The organism is uncultured Lentibacter sp. (assembly GCF_937123735.1).
GTDB lineage: Bacteria > Pseudomonadota > Alphaproteobacteria > Rhodobacterales > Rhodobacteraceae > Lentibacter.
In genome coordinates, this window is the sequence record NZ_CAKZKL010000010.1 from 1 (window position 1) to 17,151 (window position 17,151).

General features: G+C 60.7%; 14 protein-coding genes and 1 pseudogene. 11 read left to right on the forward strand and 4 right to left on the reverse strand.

The window, feature by feature from the left end:
- On the forward strand, positions 1 to 597 hold a 597-nt coding region (locus Q0478_RS02040), incomplete at its 5' end, for a triose-phosphate isomerase (protein WP_298675702.1).
- Between the two features lie 227 nt (positions 598 to 824).
- Here the strand turns inward: Q0478_RS02040 and Q0478_RS02045 are convergent.
- Positions 825 to 1,385: pseudogene (locus Q0478_RS02045) on the reverse strand (alpha-hydroxy acid oxidase); the annotation flags it as partial.
- A 310-nt stretch (positions 1,386 to 1,695) separates the two neighbouring features.
- Between Q0478_RS02045 and Q0478_RS02050 the strand changes: the two are divergent.
- Positions 1,696 to 4,002: an ATP-dependent helicase gene (locus Q0478_RS02050; RefSeq protein ID WP_298676131.1), complete on the forward strand. Its 2,307-nt coding sequence runs from the start codon at positions 1,696 to 1,698 to the stop codon at positions 4,000 to 4,002.
- Between the two features lie 227 nt (positions 4,003 to 4,229).
- Here Q0478_RS02050 and Q0478_RS02055 read toward each other — a convergent pair whose 3' ends face one another.
- Positions 4,230 to 4,457 (reverse strand): DUF1127 domain-containing protein, encoded by a 228-nt coding sequence (locus Q0478_RS02055; protein ID WP_298675705.1) that lies wholly within the window; start codon positions 4,455 to 4,457, stop codon positions 4,230 to 4,232.
- Between the two features lie 248 nt (positions 4,458 to 4,705).
- Here Q0478_RS02055 and Q0478_RS02060 point away from each other — a divergent pair, with 248 nt between their 5' ends.
- The 9 genes from Q0478_RS02060 (at position 4,706) to murD (ending at position 15,461) form a co-directional block, all read left to right on the forward strand.
- The gene (locus Q0478_RS02060) at positions 4,706 to 5,761 is read left to right on the forward strand and encodes an Mrp/NBP35 family ATP-binding protein (RefSeq protein ID WP_298675708.1); all 1,056 of its coding nucleotides are present in this window, start codon (positions 4,706 to 4,708) and stop codon (positions 5,759 to 5,761) included.
- A gap of 657 nt (positions 5,762 to 6,418) precedes the next feature.
- On the forward strand, positions 6,419 to 6,925 hold the full coding sequence (mraZ, locus tag Q0478_RS02065) for a division/cell wall cluster transcriptional repressor MraZ (RefSeq protein WP_298675711.1): 507 nt from the start codon (positions 6,419 to 6,421) through the stop codon (positions 6,923 to 6,925).
- A gap of 6 nt (positions 6,926 to 6,931) precedes the next feature.
- Positions 6,932 to 7,918: a 16S rRNA (cytosine(1402)-N(4))-methyltransferase RsmH gene (gene rsmH / locus Q0478_RS02070; protein ID WP_298675714.1), complete on the forward strand. Its 987-nt coding sequence runs from the start codon at positions 6,932 to 6,934 to the stop codon at positions 7,916 to 7,918.
- Positions 7,915 to 8,277 (forward strand): cell division protein FtsL, encoded by a 363-nt coding sequence (locus Q0478_RS02075; protein ID WP_298675716.1) that lies wholly within the window; start codon positions 7,915 to 7,917, stop codon positions 8,275 to 8,277. The genes rsmH and Q0478_RS02075 overlap by 4 nt, the downstream gene beginning before the upstream one ends.
- Positions 8,274 to 10,055: a penicillin-binding protein 2 gene (locus Q0478_RS02080; RefSeq protein ID WP_298675720.1), complete on the forward strand. Its 1,782-nt coding sequence runs from the start codon at positions 8,274 to 8,276 to the stop codon at positions 10,053 to 10,055. The genes Q0478_RS02075 and Q0478_RS02080 overlap by 4 nt, the downstream gene beginning before the upstream one ends.
- A 15-nt stretch (positions 10,056 to 10,070) precedes the next feature.
- Positions 10,071 to 11,546 (forward strand): UDP-N-acetylmuramoyl-L-alanyl-D-glutamate--2,6-diaminopimelate ligase, encoded by a 1,476-nt coding sequence (locus tag Q0478_RS02085; RefSeq protein WP_298675723.1) that lies wholly within the window; start codon positions 10,071 to 10,073, stop codon positions 11,544 to 11,546.
- A complete protein-coding gene (gene murF / locus Q0478_RS02090) occupies positions 11,543 to 12,970 on the forward strand; it encodes a UDP-N-acetylmuramoyl-tripeptide--D-alanyl-D-alanine ligase (RefSeq protein ID WP_298675725.1) in 1,428 nt (475 codons plus the stop codon). The genes Q0478_RS02085 and murF overlap by 4 nt, the downstream gene beginning before the upstream one ends.
- Positions 12,971 to 14,053 (forward strand): phospho-N-acetylmuramoyl-pentapeptide-transferase, encoded by a 1,083-nt coding sequence (gene mraY / locus Q0478_RS02095; protein ID WP_298675728.1) that lies wholly within the window; start codon positions 12,971 to 12,973, stop codon positions 14,051 to 14,053. It abuts the gene before it with no gap.
- Between the two features lie 10 nt (positions 14,054 to 14,063).
- Positions 14,064 to 15,461, forward strand: a complete 1,398-nt coding sequence (gene murD, locus Q0478_RS02100; RefSeq protein ID WP_298675730.1) for a UDP-N-acetylmuramoyl-L-alanine--D-glutamate ligase — start codon at positions 14,064 to 14,066, stop codon at positions 15,459 to 15,461.
- Between the two features lie 121 nt (positions 15,462 to 15,582).
- On the opposite strand, the gene Q0478_RS02105 is transcribed toward murD, so the two are convergent.
- Together Q0478_RS02105 and Q0478_RS02110 are read right to left on the reverse strand one after the other, a co-directional pair.
- Positions 15,583 to 16,257: a hypothetical protein gene (locus Q0478_RS02105; RefSeq protein WP_298675733.1), complete on the reverse strand. Its 675-nt coding sequence runs from the start codon at positions 16,255 to 16,257 to the stop codon at positions 15,583 to 15,585.
- Positions 16,258 to 16,540: 283 nt separating this feature from the next.
- Entirely contained in the window at positions 16,541 to 17,149 is a 609-nt protein-coding gene (locus tag Q0478_RS02110; protein WP_298675736.1) for a hypothetical protein, read from the reverse strand.
- Positions 17,150 to 17,151: the final 2 nt, after the last annotated feature.

A 17,151-nucleotide genomic window follows, 5' to 3' on the forward strand; every position in this document is an offset into this window, starting at 1 on the left:
CTGGTGCCGTTCACGTCGAGTCGCTCCGTGCAGACCCGCGTGGACGCTGACCAGCTTCAACTGAAGTACGGTGCGCAGGACATCTCGCAGCACGCCTCCGGCGCCTACACCGGCGAGGTGTCGGGCACGCAGCTGAAGAAGCTCGGCGTGTCCTACGTCGCGGTCGGTCACTCGGAGCGCCGCGAGTACCACGGCGAGTCGGACGAGGTCGTGGCGGCCAAGACCAAGGCGGCCTTCGACAGCGGCATCGTCCCGATCGTGTGCGTGGGCGAGGGCCTGGACGTGCGCAAGGAGGGCAACCAGGTCGAGTACACGCTGGCCCAGGTCGACGGCGCGCTCGACGGCGACATTGGCGATCATGCCGGCACCGAGAACGAGCGCCGCCCAGATCAGGCCGAAGGCGCGCGTCACCGCTGCCCAGCCCGGCAGTTGCGCCAGGCGTTCCGCCAATGCGACCGCGAGAACGGTGAGCGCCAGTGCGTTCACGATGTAAATCGTCGTGTTCCAGGCGATCAACACGCCCGGTCGCGCGTCGATGAATGCGCCGACGGCGTCTGGGTCGATCTCGCCAGTTCCAAATCCCAAAGGGGCCAGTAGTGTGACCAGCAACGCAAAGCCGATCAGGTAGGTGGCCGCACAAGTCAGAGCGGCAAGGCCGCCGATACGGGTGAGGGTCATGCTTGATCTGCCATGGTTTTGGACGGCGATGATGCCGACGGTTGCGCGCCCAGCCGCTTGAAGTGATCTGTCAGCTTGCGAGTGCCGAAGGGCGTCCCGACCATATCCAGTCCAGCCGCCGTCAAAAAGAACAGCGCAGGGCCATGGATGCGGCGCGGGGTCAGGCGCGGCGGCTGCACCAGCCCTCCCTTGACCTGCCTTGCCCGGCGCGAGGCCACGGGGACATCCAGCGTGAGGACAAGCGCGGCAAAGCCGGCAGATTTTACCCGCGCCAGAAGATCTTTGAGAAGGGCCTCTTCCTTGGGGGGGTATAGCTGGAACCAGGCTTTGTCTCCCAGCACGGGCGCGAGATGTTCCGGCGTTTGGCTGGCGACGGTGGACAGACAATAGGGCAGGCCCGCGCGCACGGCCTCTTTGGCCAACAGGCGCTCGGCATCGGGCCAGATGAGGCCGGACATGCCGACCGGGGCGATGCCGAAGGGGAGCTTGTAGCGCAGGCCGAGACAGTCTTTGGCAAGATTGGGGGTTTGCGGCCCGTGCAGGACGGACGGCAAAAAGCGCAGTGCCTGAAGCGCTGTGGCGTTTTGTTGGGTTGTCTGCTCGCGGCCTGTGCCGCTGTCGAGATATTCAAAGACGAAATGCGGGAGGCGCTTTTGGGCGCGGCGGCGCAGATCATCCAGACCGGGGTATCGAGCGTGTAAATCCATGGGCGCTATTGAGCTTGGGCGCGCGGGGATTGTCCAGAGGGATTGCGCTCTGGCTTCGCCAGATCGCTCCGCTGGGGGCGCTGCCCCCAGACCCCCTCAAGCAGTTTGCGCAGCCAACGCGATGACCGATAGAGCGCACTTGCTGCGCGGTTGAGGTGGGATATTTGGGGCAATAAAAAAGGGCGAATGGCTGTAGGGAGTGGAACACAAGGCGAACATTGCTTTGACTTGGGCGTGAAAATCTTTAGGTATTGGGGGCAAATGAGCAGATATGAAGTGAAAAAACGTGGTTTCTCTTTCTGAAAAGGCGATGGCGGCGCGCGGGGCGCCCTATCTGGACGATTTGAATCCGGCGCAGCGCGCGGCGGTGGAGACGCTCGACGGCCCTGTGCTGATGCTTGCAGGCGCAGGCACGGGCAAGACCAAGGCGCTGACCACGCGGATTGTGCATTTGCTCAACACCGGGCGGGCACGGCCCAACGAGGTGTTGGCGGTGACCTTCACCAACAAGGCGGCGCGGGAGATGCGCGAGCGGGTTGGCCGGCTTATGGGCACCTCGGGGGAGGGTTTGCCCTGGCTTGGCACCTTTCATGCGATTTGCGTGAAGCTTTTGCGCCGCCACGCCGAGCTGGTGGGGCTGAAGAGCAGTTTCACCATTCTGGACAGTGACGACCAACTGCGCCTGCTCAAGCAGCTGGTGCAGGCGGCGGGGATTGACGACAAGCGCTGGCCGGCGCGGATGTTGGCGGGCATCATTGATGGCTGGAAGAACCGCGCCTGGCTGCCTGAGACCCTGCCGGCGGCCGAGGCGGGGGCTTACAACGACATGGGGCCGGTGCTCTATGCGCAATACCAGACGCGCCTGAAAGAGCTGAACGCCGTGGATTTTGGCGATTTGCTTTTGCATATGGTGCATATTTTCCAGCAACATGAGGATGTGCTTGCACAGTATCAGCGCTGGTTCAAATATGTGTTGGTGGACGAGTATCAGGACACCAATGTGGCGCAGTATCTCTGGCTGCGGCTCTTGGCAGGCGGGCATAAGAACATTTGCTGCGTGGGCGATGACGACCAATCCATCTATGGGTGGCGCGGCGCGGAAGTGGGCAATATTTTGCGCTTTGAGAAGGATTTTCCGGACGCCAAGATTGTGCGTTTGGAACAGAATTATCGCAGCACGCCGCATATTCTGGCGGCGGCGGCGGGGGTGATTGCGGGCAACGAGAACCGACTTGGCAAGGAGCTTTGGACCGCGGAGGAGGGCGGTGAGAAGTTGCGCCTCATCGGCCATTGGGACGGCGAAGAAGAGGCGCGCTGGATTGGGGAAGAGGCCGAGGCCATGCAGCGTGGCACGCGGGGGATGGCGCCTTTGTCTCTGAATGGCATGGCTATTTTGGTGCGCGCGTCCCATCAGATGCGCGCCTTTGAGGACCGGTTTTTGTCGATCGGGATGCCGTATCGGGTGATTGGCGGACCACGGTTTTATGAGCGCCTGGAGATCCGGGATGCCATGGCCTATTTCCGGCTTGTTGTCAGCCCGCAGGATGATCTGGCGTTTGAGCGCGTGGTCAATACCCCCAAGCGCGGACTTGGCGATAAGGCGCGCCAGAAGATCCAGCGCGAGGCGCGCGCCCAGTTTCTGCCGCTTGTAGAGGGGGCGCAGATGGTGTTGGAGGCCAAGGGGCTGGGCGGCAAGGGGGCTGTGGAGTTGCAGCGCTTTCTTGACAACCTGCGCCGCTGGCAGCGGTTGGAGGCCAGCGCCGAGGTGGGCCATGTGGAGCTTGCCGAGATGATTCTGGATGAAAGCGGCTACACCGAGATGTGGCAAAACGACAAAAGCCCGGAAGCGGCGGGACGGCTGGAGAACCTCAAAGAGCTTGTGAAGGCGCTGGAGCAATTTGAGAACCTGCAAGGCTTTTTGGAGCATGTCGGGCTGATCATGGACAATGACAAAGGCGAGTCAGAGGAAAAAATCAGCATCATGACACTGCACGCCGCAAAGGGGCTCGAATTTCCGGCGGTGTTTTTGCCCGGCTGGGAAGACGGGCTGTTCCCCTCGCAGCGCTCAATGGACGAAAGCGGCACCAAAGGGCTCGAGGAAGAGCGCCGGCTTGCTTATGTGGGCATCACGCGGGCGGAGCAGATTTGCACCGTTTCCTTTGCGGGCAACCGCCGCGTTTATGGCCAGTGGCAGAGCCAGCTGCCGAGCCGCTTCATTGACGAGTTGCCCGAGGCTCATGTGGAGGTGCTAACGCCACCGGGGCTTTATGGCGGCAATTTTGGCGCGGCTGCCCAGGGGCATGGCCGCTCAGGCCTTGAGCAGGCGGTTTCGGAGGCGGATGTTTATAACTCCCCCGGCTGGCGGCGGATGCAGGCGCGCGCCAGTCAACGCCCGGCGGGGCAGCCGGCGTCCAGCCGCGGCAATATGGTGATCGAGGGCACGGTTGTGTCGGCTTTTGCGGTGGGGGAGCGGGTGTTTCATAGCAAATTCGGCTATGGCGAGATCACCGCTGTTGAGGCGGACAAGCTGGCGATTGTTTTTGACAAGGCAGGCGAGAAGAAGGTTGTTGCGCGCTTTGTTGTGCGGGCCTCTGAGGCTGACAACATCCCGTTTTGAGGGGTTGGCCCAGTGTAGTTGACCCAGTGTAGTTGGGCCAGTGTTGTTGGCCTGATGTTGGCCTGATGTTGACAGGTCTTGGCGCGGTTTTGGCTTGCGCGCGCCTTGCGGGCTGGCTTGAAAGATACCCTGAAAATGAAGGCGGCGAGCTCTTAAGGGAGGAGGGAGCTCGCCGCGCATTCTTGTGCCGGAAAAGGGAGGAGAACCGGCACAATCCGGTTGTGCAATTAGCCGTAAACAGCCTCGTAGGCGGCGGCATAAATGCTGGAACTGTTGAGGCCGAGATCGGCCAGCTCACGGCCTGACAGGCCGGAGAGTTCGTTGATTGTTTGACGATACTGGCGGTGCAGGGCGATGGCCTCGGCCAGGTTTGCAAAGAAGCCAATGGCTTTGCCAGTGGTTTCGGCAATGGCGCTGCTCAGGGCGCCAGAAGAAGTTGTGATAACGTAGTTCATGGGTCACTCGTTTCTGTATGTCTGCATCTGTTGAGGAGGATATAGGCGGATGCTGCGCGTGCGAAAAGGCTCAGTTTGGCAATGCCGCTATGCAGCATTTGCATATGTTCCCCAAGGGAAACCTTGGCCATATCCGGCCCAAGCTGGGCCGCTGCCCATCGGCTGTGGTGTGCGGAGGCAGAGGGCTTTGGGGTTGTAATCTGAAACAGAAAGCGCACCTATGGCGCAAGCAACGCGGGAGCAGACATATGGCCACAGAAGAGCAAATCATTCAGACGTTGGAGCGCCTTCAGCTGCCCGACGGCAAAAGCCTTGCGGGCTCAGGGATGCTGCGTGCCCTCACGATAGAGCGCGCGCAGGTGCGGTTTGTGATCGAGGCCCCCAGCCCCGAGGTGGCGGCGCAGATGGAGTCGATCCGGGCGGCGGCGGTGCAGCTTGTGCAAGAGCTGCCCGGGGTTGAGAGTGTTTCGGCTGTCTTGACGGCCCATGGTGCGGCGGCGCCTGCCAAAGCCCCTCCCAAGCTCAGCATTGGTGGCCACCCTGATCCGAAACGCCGCGACATCCGCCCCAAGGGTGTGGCGCGTGTGATTGCTGTGGGCTCCGGCAAGGGCGGTGTGGGCAAATCTACCGTGAGTGTGAACCTAGCGGTGGCCCTGGCCAAGGCGGGGCAGCGTGTGGGCCTCTTGGATGCCGACTTCTACGGGCCGAGCCAGCCGCGGATGCTGGGCGTGAGCGCGCGGCCGGGACAATCGCCCGAGGGCAAGATCGTGCCGCCACAGGCGCATGGCATAAAGATGATGTCGCTGGGGCTTATGGTGGATGAAGCGCAGGCGGTTGTCTGGCGCGGGCCGATGCTCATGGGCGCGGTGCAGCAGATGCTGGGCGATGTGGCGTGGGGCGATCTGGATGTGCTGATCATTGATTTGCCACCGGGCACGGGGGATGTGCAGCTCACGCTTGGCCAGCAGAAGGTGCTGGATGGCGCGGTGATTGTTTCGACCCCGCAGGATGTGGCGCTGATTGATGCGCGCAAGGCGATTGATATGTTCCAGAAGATGAAAGTGCCTGTTTTGGGCATGGTGGAGAATATGTCACTGTATATATGCCCTGAGTGCGGGCATGAGGCGCATCTTTTTGGGCACGGCGGTGTCGGGCGTGAGGCGCAAAAGCTTGGCGCGCCGCTTTTGGCGCAATTGCCGATTGATCTGGACACGCGGCTGGGCGGCGATGCGGGCACGCCTGTGGCCACGGGCGAGAGCGCGGCGGCGGGCATATATGCTGATCTGGCGCAAAAGCTGATCTGACACAAAAGCCACCAAGACGGCACGAGGACAGGCGGGGCGCTCCATGGGAAACCATGGGACGCCCTTTTGCGTAGAAGAGTGTTGCGCTGCGAATCACTTGGGCGTTGCGCCGAAACGGGGCGAAATGCGGCAGATTTTGCGAGGGTTTGCGGGGTTGCAGGCTTGGGAACGGGCCAGTTTGCGGGAAACTTCAAAAAAACTTGGGAATATGTGGGAATTTTTTCCAGTGGCAAAGCTATACAATATCTTGTGTTAAGAAAAACACATTCCGCTAGAAATGGTGCCAATTTGAGCCGTTTGCAACGCAATATCTAGTATTTCAGCGCCTTTCACACCAGATAATGTGGTGTCTAGGCCAAAAAAACTATTGATTACCATCAATTCCCATGGCATCCCTAATGCACGAGATGAGGTTGGGAAATAAAGGGGCGACAAAAGACCCCGAACAAAAACTCCCTAAGTCAGGTTTCATACAGGCACCCCGCTTCATCAGACTGAGAGATCCGGCGCGCGAGCGAGCAGACATCCCCCCAGGTGGCGCGCGCAGCTGGACACCCCGCACAGCGGGACGAGGGCGGCGGTTGATCAGTGGCAGCAGATCAACCGCCGTTTCCTCATCTAAGGCAGACTTCAGGGGGATCAGGAGAGGCGGCCCAAGTGGTTCGTAGATTTCGCGGCGAAAGCCACCACAAGGTGGATACAAAGGGGCGGGTGTCGATTCCGGCCTCTTTTCGGCGTGTTCTGGAGGCTTCTGACCCCAATTGGCGTGAGGGCGATACGCCGGAGCTGGTGATTGTCTACGGGGACCACCGGCGCAGCTATCTTGAGTGCTACACCATTGCGGCCATCGAGGAGGTGGATGACAAGATCGCCTCTCTGCCGCGCGGCTCCACGGAGCGCAAGATCTTGCAGCGGCTGTTTCAGGGGCAATCTTTGCCGACAACCGTAGATGAGACGGGCCGGCTTGTGCTGCCGCAGAAATTGCGCGAAAAGATTGGGCTTGAGGCGGAAGCCTTCTTCATAGCGGCGGGCGATACCTTCCAGATCTGGAAGCCCGAAACCTATGAGGCGGAAGAGCTCGCCCGGACAGAAGAGTGGCTGGACGAGCTTCCAGAAGATTTTGACCCGTTGATTTACCTCGATAAGGCCACAGGCGGAGAATAGCGCAGCATGGAACATGCCAAATCAGACCAGAGGCATATTCCGGTTTTGCTCAGGCCTATTCTGGACGCTATCGCCCCTGTGGGCGGTGTTTGGGTGGATGGCACCATGGGCGCGGGGGGCTATGCGCGCGGTTTGCTGGAGGCCGGTGCGGCGCAGGTGATTGGCATTGACCGCGACCCGCTGGCCCATGAGCTGGCGCAGGTCTGGGGGGCCGGCTACCAAACCCGCCTGAGCTTGCATCAGACCGAGTTTTCCAAGATGGACCAGGTTGCCACGCAGGTGGACGGGGTTGTGCTTGATCTTGGGGTGAGCTCGATGCAGCTTGATCAGGCCGAGCGCGGATTTTCCTTTCAGGGCGATGGGCCGCTGGACATGCGTATGAGCCAGCAGGGCCGCTCGGCGCGCGAGCTTGTAAACGAGCTCGAAGAATCGCAAATAGCTGATATAATTTATCTTTTCGGGGAAGACAGGGCCAGCCGGAGAATTGCCAAGGCAATCGTTAAGGCGCGGACGGCTGCGCCGATTGAAACGACAGGCCAGCTTGCAGAGATCATCCAATCCGTGATGCCCCGCCCAAAGCCGGGCCAAAGCCACCCGGCGACTCGCAGCTTTCAGGCGATCAGGATTGCCGTGAATGACGAGTTTGGCGAGCTTGTCGCCGGGCTTGAGGCGGCCGAGCGTGCGCTCAAACCGGGCGGTGTGTTGGCGGTGGTGTCCTTTCATTCGCTGGAGGACCGTGTGGTCAAGCGGTTCATGCGTTTGCGCGCCGCAGAGGCGGGCGGCGGCAGCCGTTATGCGCCCGAGCAGGCGGTGGAGCCAGCCACCTTCAAGCTGATCAACAAGAAAGCCATCGGGCCGGATGCGCAGGAGCTGGCGCACAATCCGCGCAGCCGCAGCGCGCTGTTGCGCCTGGCGCGGCGCACCGAGGCGCCTGCGCGCGCTGTGAGCGCCAAGACGGTCGGGGCACCTCAGCTTAAGGAGGGGTGGGGATGAAAACTTTGGTGGTTTTGCTGACAGCGCTCTGTGTGATTGGCAGTGCCTTTTGGGCCTATCATGAGAACTACCAGACCCAGGAGGCTTACAGCCGCTCACAGGCGTTGCAGCGCGAGATCGGCGAAACCCGCGCCCGGCTGGCCATTCTTAGGGCGGAATGGGCCTATCAGAACCGCCCCGACCGCCTGCACGAACTGGCGGAGCTTAATTTCTCCAAAATCAAGCTTTTGCCCCTCGCGCCCGAGCATTTTGGCGGGATTGACGAAGTGAATTACCCTGTTGCGGCCCCGGACGGGCTTCAGCTGGAGTTGGACCTTGACGGTTCGGTGGAAGTTTCAAGCGACGGAGCGGACCGATGACACGCATCCCCCTCAGGCCTTTGGCGGCGATTTTGCAGGCGCGCAAGCGCGGCCAAGACCCCAACCTGATCGAGCAGCGCAACACCTCGCAGCGCCATGAGGCGATTCAGAACGAGTTGCGCAGTGTTGGCGAGGGGCGGCTGGTTGTGCTGGGGCTCATGTTTTTTTGCGCCTTCACGGTGATCGGGGCGCGAATGGGGCTGATGGCGGGCACAGAGCCTACCGAGATCAGGGCCGTGAGCCATGCGCCGGATATTTTGGCGCAGCGCGCCGATATTGTGGACCGCCGGGGCCGTGTGCTGGCCACCAATATTGAAACCCACTCGCTCTATGCGCAGCCCCAGGAGATGGTGGATCCTGCGCAGGCTGCAAAGGCATTGGCCGAGATTTTCCCTGATCTCACGGCCGAGCGCCTGCTCAAGGATTTTACGGGTAAGCGCAAGTTCTTGTGGGTCAAGAAAAAGATCAGCCCCGAGCAGCTTCAGCGGGTGCATGATATTGGCGAGCCCGGGCTGATGTTTGGCCCGCGTGAGGCGCGCCTTTACCCCAATGGAAAGCTGGCGGCCCATGTGATGGGCGGCACAAGCTTTGGCCGCGAGGGCGTTCATGCGGCCGAAGTGATTGGCACGGCGGGGGTGGAGAAGCAATTTGACGCCTATTTGCGCGACCCGGCCAATGGCGCGCGCCCTTTGCAGCTCTCGCTGGATCTGACGGTGCAGTCGGCGGCGGAGCGGGTGATGTTTGGCGGTATGCGCCTGATGGGGGCCAAGGGGGCGTCGAGCATTCTGATGGATGTGCACACCGGCGAGGTGATTTCGGTGGTGAGCCTGCCCGATTTTGACCCCAACGACCGCCCCATGCCGCCGGTGTCGGGCGCCCCTGACGACAGCCCGCTGTTCAACCGCGCTTTGCAGGGTGTTTACGAGCTGGGTTCGACCTTCAAGGTTTTCACGATCGCGCAGGCGCTTGAGCTTGATCTGGTTGCGCCGGAGACCATGATCGATACCCGCGGCCCGCTGCGGTGGGGCAAGCACCGGATCCGCGATTTTCATGATTATGGCAAAGAGCTGGACGTGACCACGGTGCTGACCAAGAGCTCAAATATTGGCACTGCACGGATTGCGCAGATGATCGGACCGGAGCGGCAGAAAGCGTTTCTTGACGGTCTGGGACTGCTCGCGCCGACCGAAATTGAAATGCCAGAAGCGCGCGGCGGCACGCCGCTGTTGCCCAAACATTGGTCTGAGATTTCGGCCATGACCATTTCTTACGGCCACGGGCTGGCGGCAACGCCTCTGCATCTGGCGGCGTCTTTTGCCACCATTGCCAATGGCGGGCGCAAGATCACGCCGACGCTTCTGAAGCAGGACGGGCCGCGCTATGGTGCGCGGGTGGTTTCTCCCGAGGTGGCGGCCCAGATGAACGGCATGATGCGCAAAGTCGTGACCGAGGGCACCGCCAGTTTTGGCGATGTGGCCGGATATGCCGTCGGGGGCAAGACCGGCACCGCCGACAAGGCCAAGCCGGACGGCGGCTATTACAAGGACCGGGTGATCACCAGTTTTGCCAGCGTGTTCCCTGCCAACGACCCGCGCTATGTCTTGGTGGTTTCACTGGATGAACCCGAGATTTACAGTTACGGTGAAAATCGCCGCAGCGCGGGCTGGACAGCGGTGCCTGTGGCGGCAGAATACATCAACCGGATTGCGCCCCTGCTGGGGCTCAGACCAGACGTTGAACCAGGGGAATTGGCTGGTATAACACTCACATCCAATTGACAAAAAGAGGCGGCGGTGGGGCATAAGAAACTGAGCGAGTTGGGGCTGGCCGCCACGAACGGACGCGATGTCACGATCTGCGGCCTGGCGGTGGACAGCCGCGCGGTCAAGGAGGGGTTTCTCTTTGCGGCACTGCCCGGGACACAGGTGCACGGGGGGGCGTTTGTCCAATATGCCTTGCGGATGGGCGCGGTGGCCATTCTTACGGATGCCCAAGGCGCGCGCATTGCCGGGCCGTATCTTGCCGAAGCCGAGGTGGCCCTGCTGATCTGTGAGAACCCGCGCCAGGTTCTGGCTTATACGGCGGCGCTCTGGTTTGGGGCCCAGCCTGAAACCATGATTGCGGTCACCGGCACCAATGGCAAAACCAGCGTCAGCAGTTTCACGCGGATGATCTGGCAAGAGCTGGGGTTGCGCGCCATCAATCTTGGGACAACCGGTGTGGAGGGCGACTGGAGTGCGCCTCTGGCCCATACCACCCCTGAGCCGATCACGCTGCACCGCACCTTGGCGGCGGCAGCAGAGGCCGGGGTGAGCCATGCGGCGATGGAAGCTTCCTCGCATGGATTGGCGCAGTTTCGTCTGGACGGGGTGCGCCTGGCTGCTGCGGGTTTTAGCAACTTCACCCAGGATCATCTTGATTATCATGCGACATTTGAGGCCTATTTTGAGGCCAAGGCCGCGCTTTTTGGCCGTGTGTTGAGCGATGAGGGTGTCGCGGTGATCAACATTGACGATGCGCGCGGTGCGGATATGGCCGCGATTGCCCAGGCCCGAGAGATTGAGGTTATGGCCGTCGGGCGCATGGAGGGGGCGGATATCTGCCTCACGGCGCAGCGCTTTCATAGCACTGGGCAGGAGGTGTTCTTTCGCCACAATGACAAGGGCTACCGCGCCGATCTGAAGTTGATAGGCGGGTTTCAGGCCGAGAATGTCCTGTTGGCAGCTGGGCTTGTGATTGCGGCTGGAGAGGCGCCGCAGGCGGTGTTTGAGACGCTGCCACATATGCATACCGTACGGGGGCGTATGCAATTGGCCGCCACCCGAGAGAGCGGCGCAGCGGTGTTTGTGGACTACGCCCACACGCCGGATGCCATTGCCACGGCGCTCAAGGCGCTGCGCCCGCATGTGGCGGGGCGGATCATCGCCATCATCGGCGCAGGCGGCGACCGCGACCGCAGCAAGCGCCCCCTGATGGGCAAGGCGGCGGCTGAAAACGCCGATATCGTGATTGTCACCGATGACAACCCGCGCAGCGAAGCGCCTGAAGACATTCGCGCCGCTGTGATGGCGGGTTGCCCGGCGGCTTATGAGGTGGGCGACCGCGCTGAGGCGATCTTGCGCGGAGTTGATTTGCTTCAGCCCGGCGATGCGCTGCTGATTGCCGGAAAAGGCCATGAGACCGGGCAGGTTGTGGGCGATGATGTCTTGCCGTTTGATGATGTGGAACAGGCCAGCGTGGCTGTTGCGGCTCTGGAGGGACGCATATGAAACCGATCTGGACTGCGGCCGAAGCCGCCGCCGCCACAGGGGGGCAAGTCACCAGCGATTGGGCGGCCACGGGAGTGTCGATTGACACGCGCACGCTGAGGCCGGGAGATTTGTTCGTGGCGCTCAAGGCCGCGCGGGACGGACATGAATTTGTCGCGCAGGCCCTGGAAAAGGGCGCGGTGGCGGCGCTTGTGAGCCATGTGCCAGAGGGGCTGGACGGCTCAGACAGGCTTTTGCTTGTGAGTGATGTGCTCAAGGCGCTTCAAGACCTTGGCCGCGCGGCGCGGGCGCGCAGCCACGCCAAGATCATCGGGGTGACGGGCAGTGCGGGCAAGACCTCGACCAAGGAAATGCTGCGCGTGATCCTTGCGGCACAGGGCTTTTGCCACGCCGCTGAGGCCAGTTACAACAACCATTGGGGTGTGCCGCTGACGCTGGCACGGATGCCGCATGAGGCAGAGTTTGCCGTGATCGAGATCGGCATGAGCAACCCCGGAGAGATTGCGCCTCTGGCCAGGCTGGCCGCCCCCCATGTGGTGATGATCACCACCGTTGCGGCGGCGCATCTGGCTGCATTTGAGAGCCTTGAGGGGATTGCCGCCGAGAAGGCCTCGATCATGGAGGGGCTTACTGCGGGCGGGGTGGCGGTGTGGAACGCCGATATAGCGACGGCCCCGATTTTGGCCCAAACGGCTGCGCAGCTTGGCGCGCAGGGGGTAACTTTTGGGGCGCAGTCAGAGGATTTCAAGCTTTGTGGCACCCGTTTGGCGGAGAGCGTGACGGTGGCGGAGGCTGAAGTCCACGGGATGCCGCTTGTGTTCAAGGTGCGGGCTGCGGGCCAGCATTTTGCCATGAACGGGCTGGGGGCGCTGGCGGTTTGTGAGGCTGTGGGCCTTGCACCGGCTCTGGCGGCGGCGGATCTGGCGGGCTGGGAACCGCCCGCAGGGCGCGGCAAGCGCGAAATTCTGGCGCTCGACGAGGTGGAGGACGACCACATAGAGCTGATTGACGATGCCTTTAATGCCAATCCCGCGTCTTTGGCGGCCTCGCTTCAGGTCTTGGCGGATATTGTGCCCCCCGCGCAGGGCGCTTATCGCAAGATTGCGATTTTGGGCGATATGCTGGAGCTGGGCAAGACCGAGCGGGCCCAACACCGCGACGTTGCCGGCTTGGATGCGGTGGCAGAGCTGGATGTGGTGCATTGTGTTGGACCGCTGATGCGCCACACCTGGGAGGCGCTGCCTGACGCGCAGCAGGGCCAGTGGTTTGAAACTGCCGCCGAATTGGCGCATAAGGTGCGCAGCTATTTGCGCGCGGGTGACATTGTGCTGGTCAAGGGCTCCAAGGGGAGCGCGGTGAGCCAGGTTGTGACGGCGATCCGCGAGACAATGCGCCCCAAAACAGAACGACGAGGAAACGATTGAATGCTTTATTGGCTCACGGCGCTCTCTGACGGGGGTGATTTTTTCAACCTGTTCAGATATATCACATTTCGCGCGGGCGGGGCGTTTCTGACGGCGTTGCTGTTTGGCTTTGTCTTTGGACCACCTCTGATCAATGTGCTGCGCCGCCGTCAGGGCAAGGGACAACCCATCCGTGATGATGGGCCTGAGGGGCATCTGGCCAAGGCGGGCACCCCCACCATGGGCGGGCTCTTGATTGTCGGGGCCTTGCTGAGCTCTACCTTGCTCTGGGCGCGGCTGGACAACCCCTATATCTGGATCGTTTTGTTTGTGACCATGAGCTTTGCCGCCATCGGGTTTGCCGATGACTATGCCAAGGTCTCAAAGCAGACGACGGCGGGTGTGTCGGGCCGTGTGCGCATGGCTTTGGGGCTGTTGATCAGCGCGATTGCCGGCTACTGGGCTGCGCTTTACCACCCTCAAGCGCTGCAATATCAACTCGCGCTGCCGGTGTTCAAAGACACGCTCATCAACCTCGGTTTTCTTTTTGTGCCCTTTGCGATGATTGTCATCGTGGGGGCGGCCAATGCTGTGAACCTCACAGACGGGCTGGACGGGCTGGCTATTATGCCGGTGATGATTGCGGCTGGCACGCTGGGGGTGATTGCCTATGCGGTGGGGCGGGTCGATTTTACCGACTATCTCGATGTGCACTATGTGCCCGGAACAGGCGAAATCCTGATCTTTACCGCCGGTATTTTTGGCGGGGGCCTCGGCTTTTTGTGGTATAATGCCCCGCCTGCGGCGGTGTTTATGGGCGACACCGGCTCGCTTGCGCTTGGCGGGGCTTTGGGCGCGATTGCGGTGAGCACAAAACACGAGATCGTGCTGGCGATTGTGGGTGGTTTGTTCGTGGTCGAGGCGCTTTCGGTGATCATTCAGGTGCTCTATTTCAAGCGCACCGGCAAGCGGGTTTTTCTGATGGCGCCGATCCATCATCACTATGAAAAAAAGGGCTGGGCGGAGCCGCAGATTGTCATACGTTTCTGGATTATTTCGTTGATCCTCGCGTTGATCGGTCTGGCCACGCTTAAGCTGCGTTAAGGGGCGGGCGATGATTCCGGTCAGCGGATATGCGGGTCAGCGCGTTGGGGTTCTGGGACTTGGGCGCAGCGGGCTTTCAGCGGCGCGCAGCCTGCGCGCGGGCGGGGCCGAGGCGCTGTGCTGGGATGACAACGCAGAGGCGCGTGCACGCGCCGAAGCCGAGGGTTTTGACTGTATCGAGCTTGCCAAAGAGGCGGTGATGAGCCGTTTGGCGGCGCTCATTGTCAGCCCGGGCATTGCCCATCTTTACCCCGAACCCAACCCTGTGGTGGCCGCTGCGCTGAAAGCCGGTGTGCCTGTGGACAACGACATTGGCCTGTTCTTTGCCTCGCTTGGCAGCGGCGCCTGGGACGGGCTTGATGTGCCGCCGCGGGTGGTGGCTGTGACGGGCTCAAACGGCAAATCGACAACCTCGGCCTTGATCGCGCATCTGATTGAAAGTGCTGGCAAAACCGCACAGCTGGCGGGCAACATCGGTCGTGGGGTGCTGGACCTGGATGCGCCGCATTCGGGCGATGTGATTGTGCTGGAGCTGAGCTCTTATCAGACCGAGCTGGCGCGCGCGTTGACGCCTGATATTGCGGTGTTCACCAACCTTTCGCCCGACCACCTTGACCGCCACAACGGCATGGGCGGCTATTTTGCGGCCAAGCGGCGGCTGCTTGTGGAAGGCGGGCCGGACCGTGCCGTGATTGGTGTGGATGAGCTTGAGGGGCTGTTTTTGAGCAACCAGCTTGCGATGGGGCAGGGGGATGACCGTGTGATCCGGGTGTCTGTGGCGCAAAAGCTTACCGGGCATGGCTGGAATGTCTTTGCCAAGAAGGGTTTTCTGGCCGAATGGCGCAAGGGGCGGCAAGTGGCCTCTCTTGATCTGCGCGCAGTGACGGGGCTGCCCGGCGCGCACAACCACCAGAACGCTTGCGCAGCCTATGCGGTGTGCCGCGCGCTCGGGATGGCGCCGCGCGATATTGAGAAGGGATTTCAGAGCTTTAAGGGCCTGGCCCACCGCTCGCAGTTGATTGCGGAGGCGGGGGGGATTGCCTATGTGAACGACAGCAAGGCGACCAATGTGGACGCAGCGGAGAAGGCCTTGGCCGCGTTCAAGAACATCCGCTGGATCTGTGGCGGGCTGGAAAAAGAGGGTGGTCTGAGCGGGCTTCAGAACGCGCTTGGCCATGTGAAGACGGCCTATGTGATCGGTCGCGAGGCGGCGCAGTTTGCGATGCAGCTCAAGGGAATTGACGCCAAGGTTTGCACGACGATGGCGGCAGCCGTGGCCGCGGCTATGGCGGACGCAGAGGCGGGCGATGTTGTGCTTCTGGCGCCGGCGGCGGCGAGCTTTGATCAGTATGACAGCTTTGAGATGCGCGGTGAGGATTTTACCGCAGAGGTTTTGAAGCGGCTCTGAGAGGTTTCGAATTTGGCTGCGCCAAATCCGACCCGTTGGGGGCTTTGCCCCCAAATCCCCGTATTGATGGGGGCTTTGCCCCCATACCCCCAAGGTATTTTTAACCAGAAGAAGCAAGAGGTTATCGGCAGATGTGATGCGGATTTGCGCCCGCCCATGGCAGGCTGACATTTTGAGGTATGTGGAGGGTTTTGAGAGGGAAGGCTTCGGAGAGCATGTCTTTCAGGCGCTTGGTGCGCGGGGCGGCAGGGTCGAGCGCGGTGCAGCAGACGTATTCTTCCACAAGGCTGGCCTGCTGCTCGTAAGGGTAGTTGAGGAAGCGGTTTTCCGTTTTTATTTCAAAGAGGTATGGATCATTTACGGCGCCGTGCTCCGCAGCCGCTTTCAGCGGATGATAGCCCGTTTGGGCACGGTTTTGCCACTGCCAGATATGGGTGGCTTCATGGGCGAAGAGCATGGCGGCATGAAGGCTCATGCTGTCGGGGTAGCCGTGAAGATAGTCCTTTGAAAAGAGGGGCTTGGCAAAGAAAACATGATTGAACAGCGCGACGGCGGCGGGGCTTGTTGTGACGATCTCGTCGCGCGCGGGCGGGAAGATACGCTCGCGGCAGGTGAGGCGGGGGCGGGCCTTGCGCTGAAAGGTGACCGAGCCGACAAGCGCGCCGTTGTGCAGGCGGGCGCGCTCTGTGGCGAATGTGGTGCCATAGAGCTGATTTAGAAAGGATTTTTCGCCCTTGGAGAGCGGACGGCCGCAGGCGGCGAGGGTGAGGAGCAAGGCGAGGGCGAAGAGGCGCATGGGGCGATGGTAGCGGGAACCCGCCGAGCGTGCGAGAGGGTTAATGCGCGGATTTGGCGGGAAATGGAGGGGGGTGAAAAGCGTGCACAAAGCGTGCACCGGGGGACTGGGGTTTTACGGTGGGGAAGCAGGGTTAACGGGGCGTGCGGTGGAGATAGGGAGGTGTGGTGCGCAGTGAATGCGCACCCTGCGGGAGTAAAAATTTTTGCTCGGTTTGGCTGAGCTGCGCCCACCCCTCGTGCCGGGCGCAACTATTCGTGTAAAAGTTGCCAAAAAATAACCACTATTTTGCAGAGTTAGATATTTGTTCAAGTTCTTCGGGATTGCTCAGGATCAGTTTTGTGAAAAATTCTTCTTCGAGACCTGAATTCGAAAGACCTAAGTCCTTTCTCATTTCTCGTTGAAGTCGATCTACAACACTTAGCATTGCTCTAGGGTTGTTTTCACTTACTTTTGAAAATTCGCTCAGGGCCTGCAGCACGCCAGTTGATCCCCAAAGAACCGCTTTGGTGCGAACCTCGATAAGCTTTACGACTAATTCGCTTTGTTTAACCTTAGGGAAATTAAGTTCTTTTTTCTCAGCAAGAAACACTTCTTTGAGAGTATTCAAGAAGTCTAAATAGATTTCGATTTTGCGTTCTCTAAAAGCAGACTCTATTTCTTGCCTTCTAGTGCGAGCTTGTGAGTATAGCGTTGCCCCTAAACCCAAAGATGCTGTCGTTAACGTTACTACGAGTGGAACATAGACAGTTGGCTCTAAGGTTTTGGCCCCGTTGACAACAGCGGTTGCAATAAGCCAGCCTTGGAAGGCTAAAAAGCCCGTCATTGTAATGCCAAATAGGATAATTAATATGCCCAAGAAAATCTTAGTAACTTTGACAATCAAATCCATTC

What these genes read in the sequence shown, in the direction of transcription:
- Q0478_RS02050 (WP_298676131.1), top strand. Translation starts at nt 1,696, where the DNA reads ATGGCGGCGCGCGGGGCGCCCTATCTGGACGATTTGAATCCGGCGCAG.
- Q0478_RS02055 (WP_298675705.1), bottom strand. Translation starts at nt 4,457, where the DNA reads ATGAACTACGTTATCACAACTTCTTCTGGCGCCCTGAGCAGCGCCATT.
- Q0478_RS02060 (WP_298675708.1), top strand. Translation starts at nt 4,706, where the DNA reads ATGGCCACAGAAGAGCAAATCATTCAGACGTTGGAGCGCCTTCAGCTG.
- rsmH (WP_298675714.1), top strand. Translation starts at nt 6,932, where the DNA reads ATGGAACATGCCAAATCAGACCAGAGGCATATTCCGGTTTTGCTCAGG.
- Q0478_RS02075 (WP_298675716.1), top strand. Translation starts at nt 7,915, where the DNA reads ATGAAAACTTTGGTGGTTTTGCTGACAGCGCTCTGTGTGATTGGCAGT.
- Q0478_RS02080 (WP_298675720.1), top strand. Translation starts at nt 8,274, where the DNA reads ATGACACGCATCCCCCTCAGGCCTTTGGCGGCGATTTTGCAGGCGCGC.
- murF (WP_298675725.1), top strand. Translation starts at nt 11,543, where the DNA reads ATGAAACCGATCTGGACTGCGGCCGAAGCCGCCGCCGCCACAGGGGGG.
- mraY (WP_298675728.1), top strand. Translation starts at nt 12,971, where the DNA reads ATGCTTTATTGGCTCACGGCGCTCTCTGACGGGGGTGATTTTTTCAAC.
- murD (WP_298675730.1), top strand. Translation starts at nt 14,064, where the DNA reads ATGATTCCGGTCAGCGGATATGCGGGTCAGCGCGTTGGGGTTCTGGGA.
- Q0478_RS02105 (WP_298675733.1), bottom strand. Translation starts at nt 16,257, where the DNA reads ATGCGCCTCTTCGCCCTCGCCTTGCTCCTCACCCTCGCCGCCTGCGGC.
- Q0478_RS02110 (WP_298675736.1), bottom strand. Translation starts at nt 17,149, where the DNA reads ATGGATTTGATTGTCAAAGTTACTAAGATTTTCTTGGGCATATTAATT.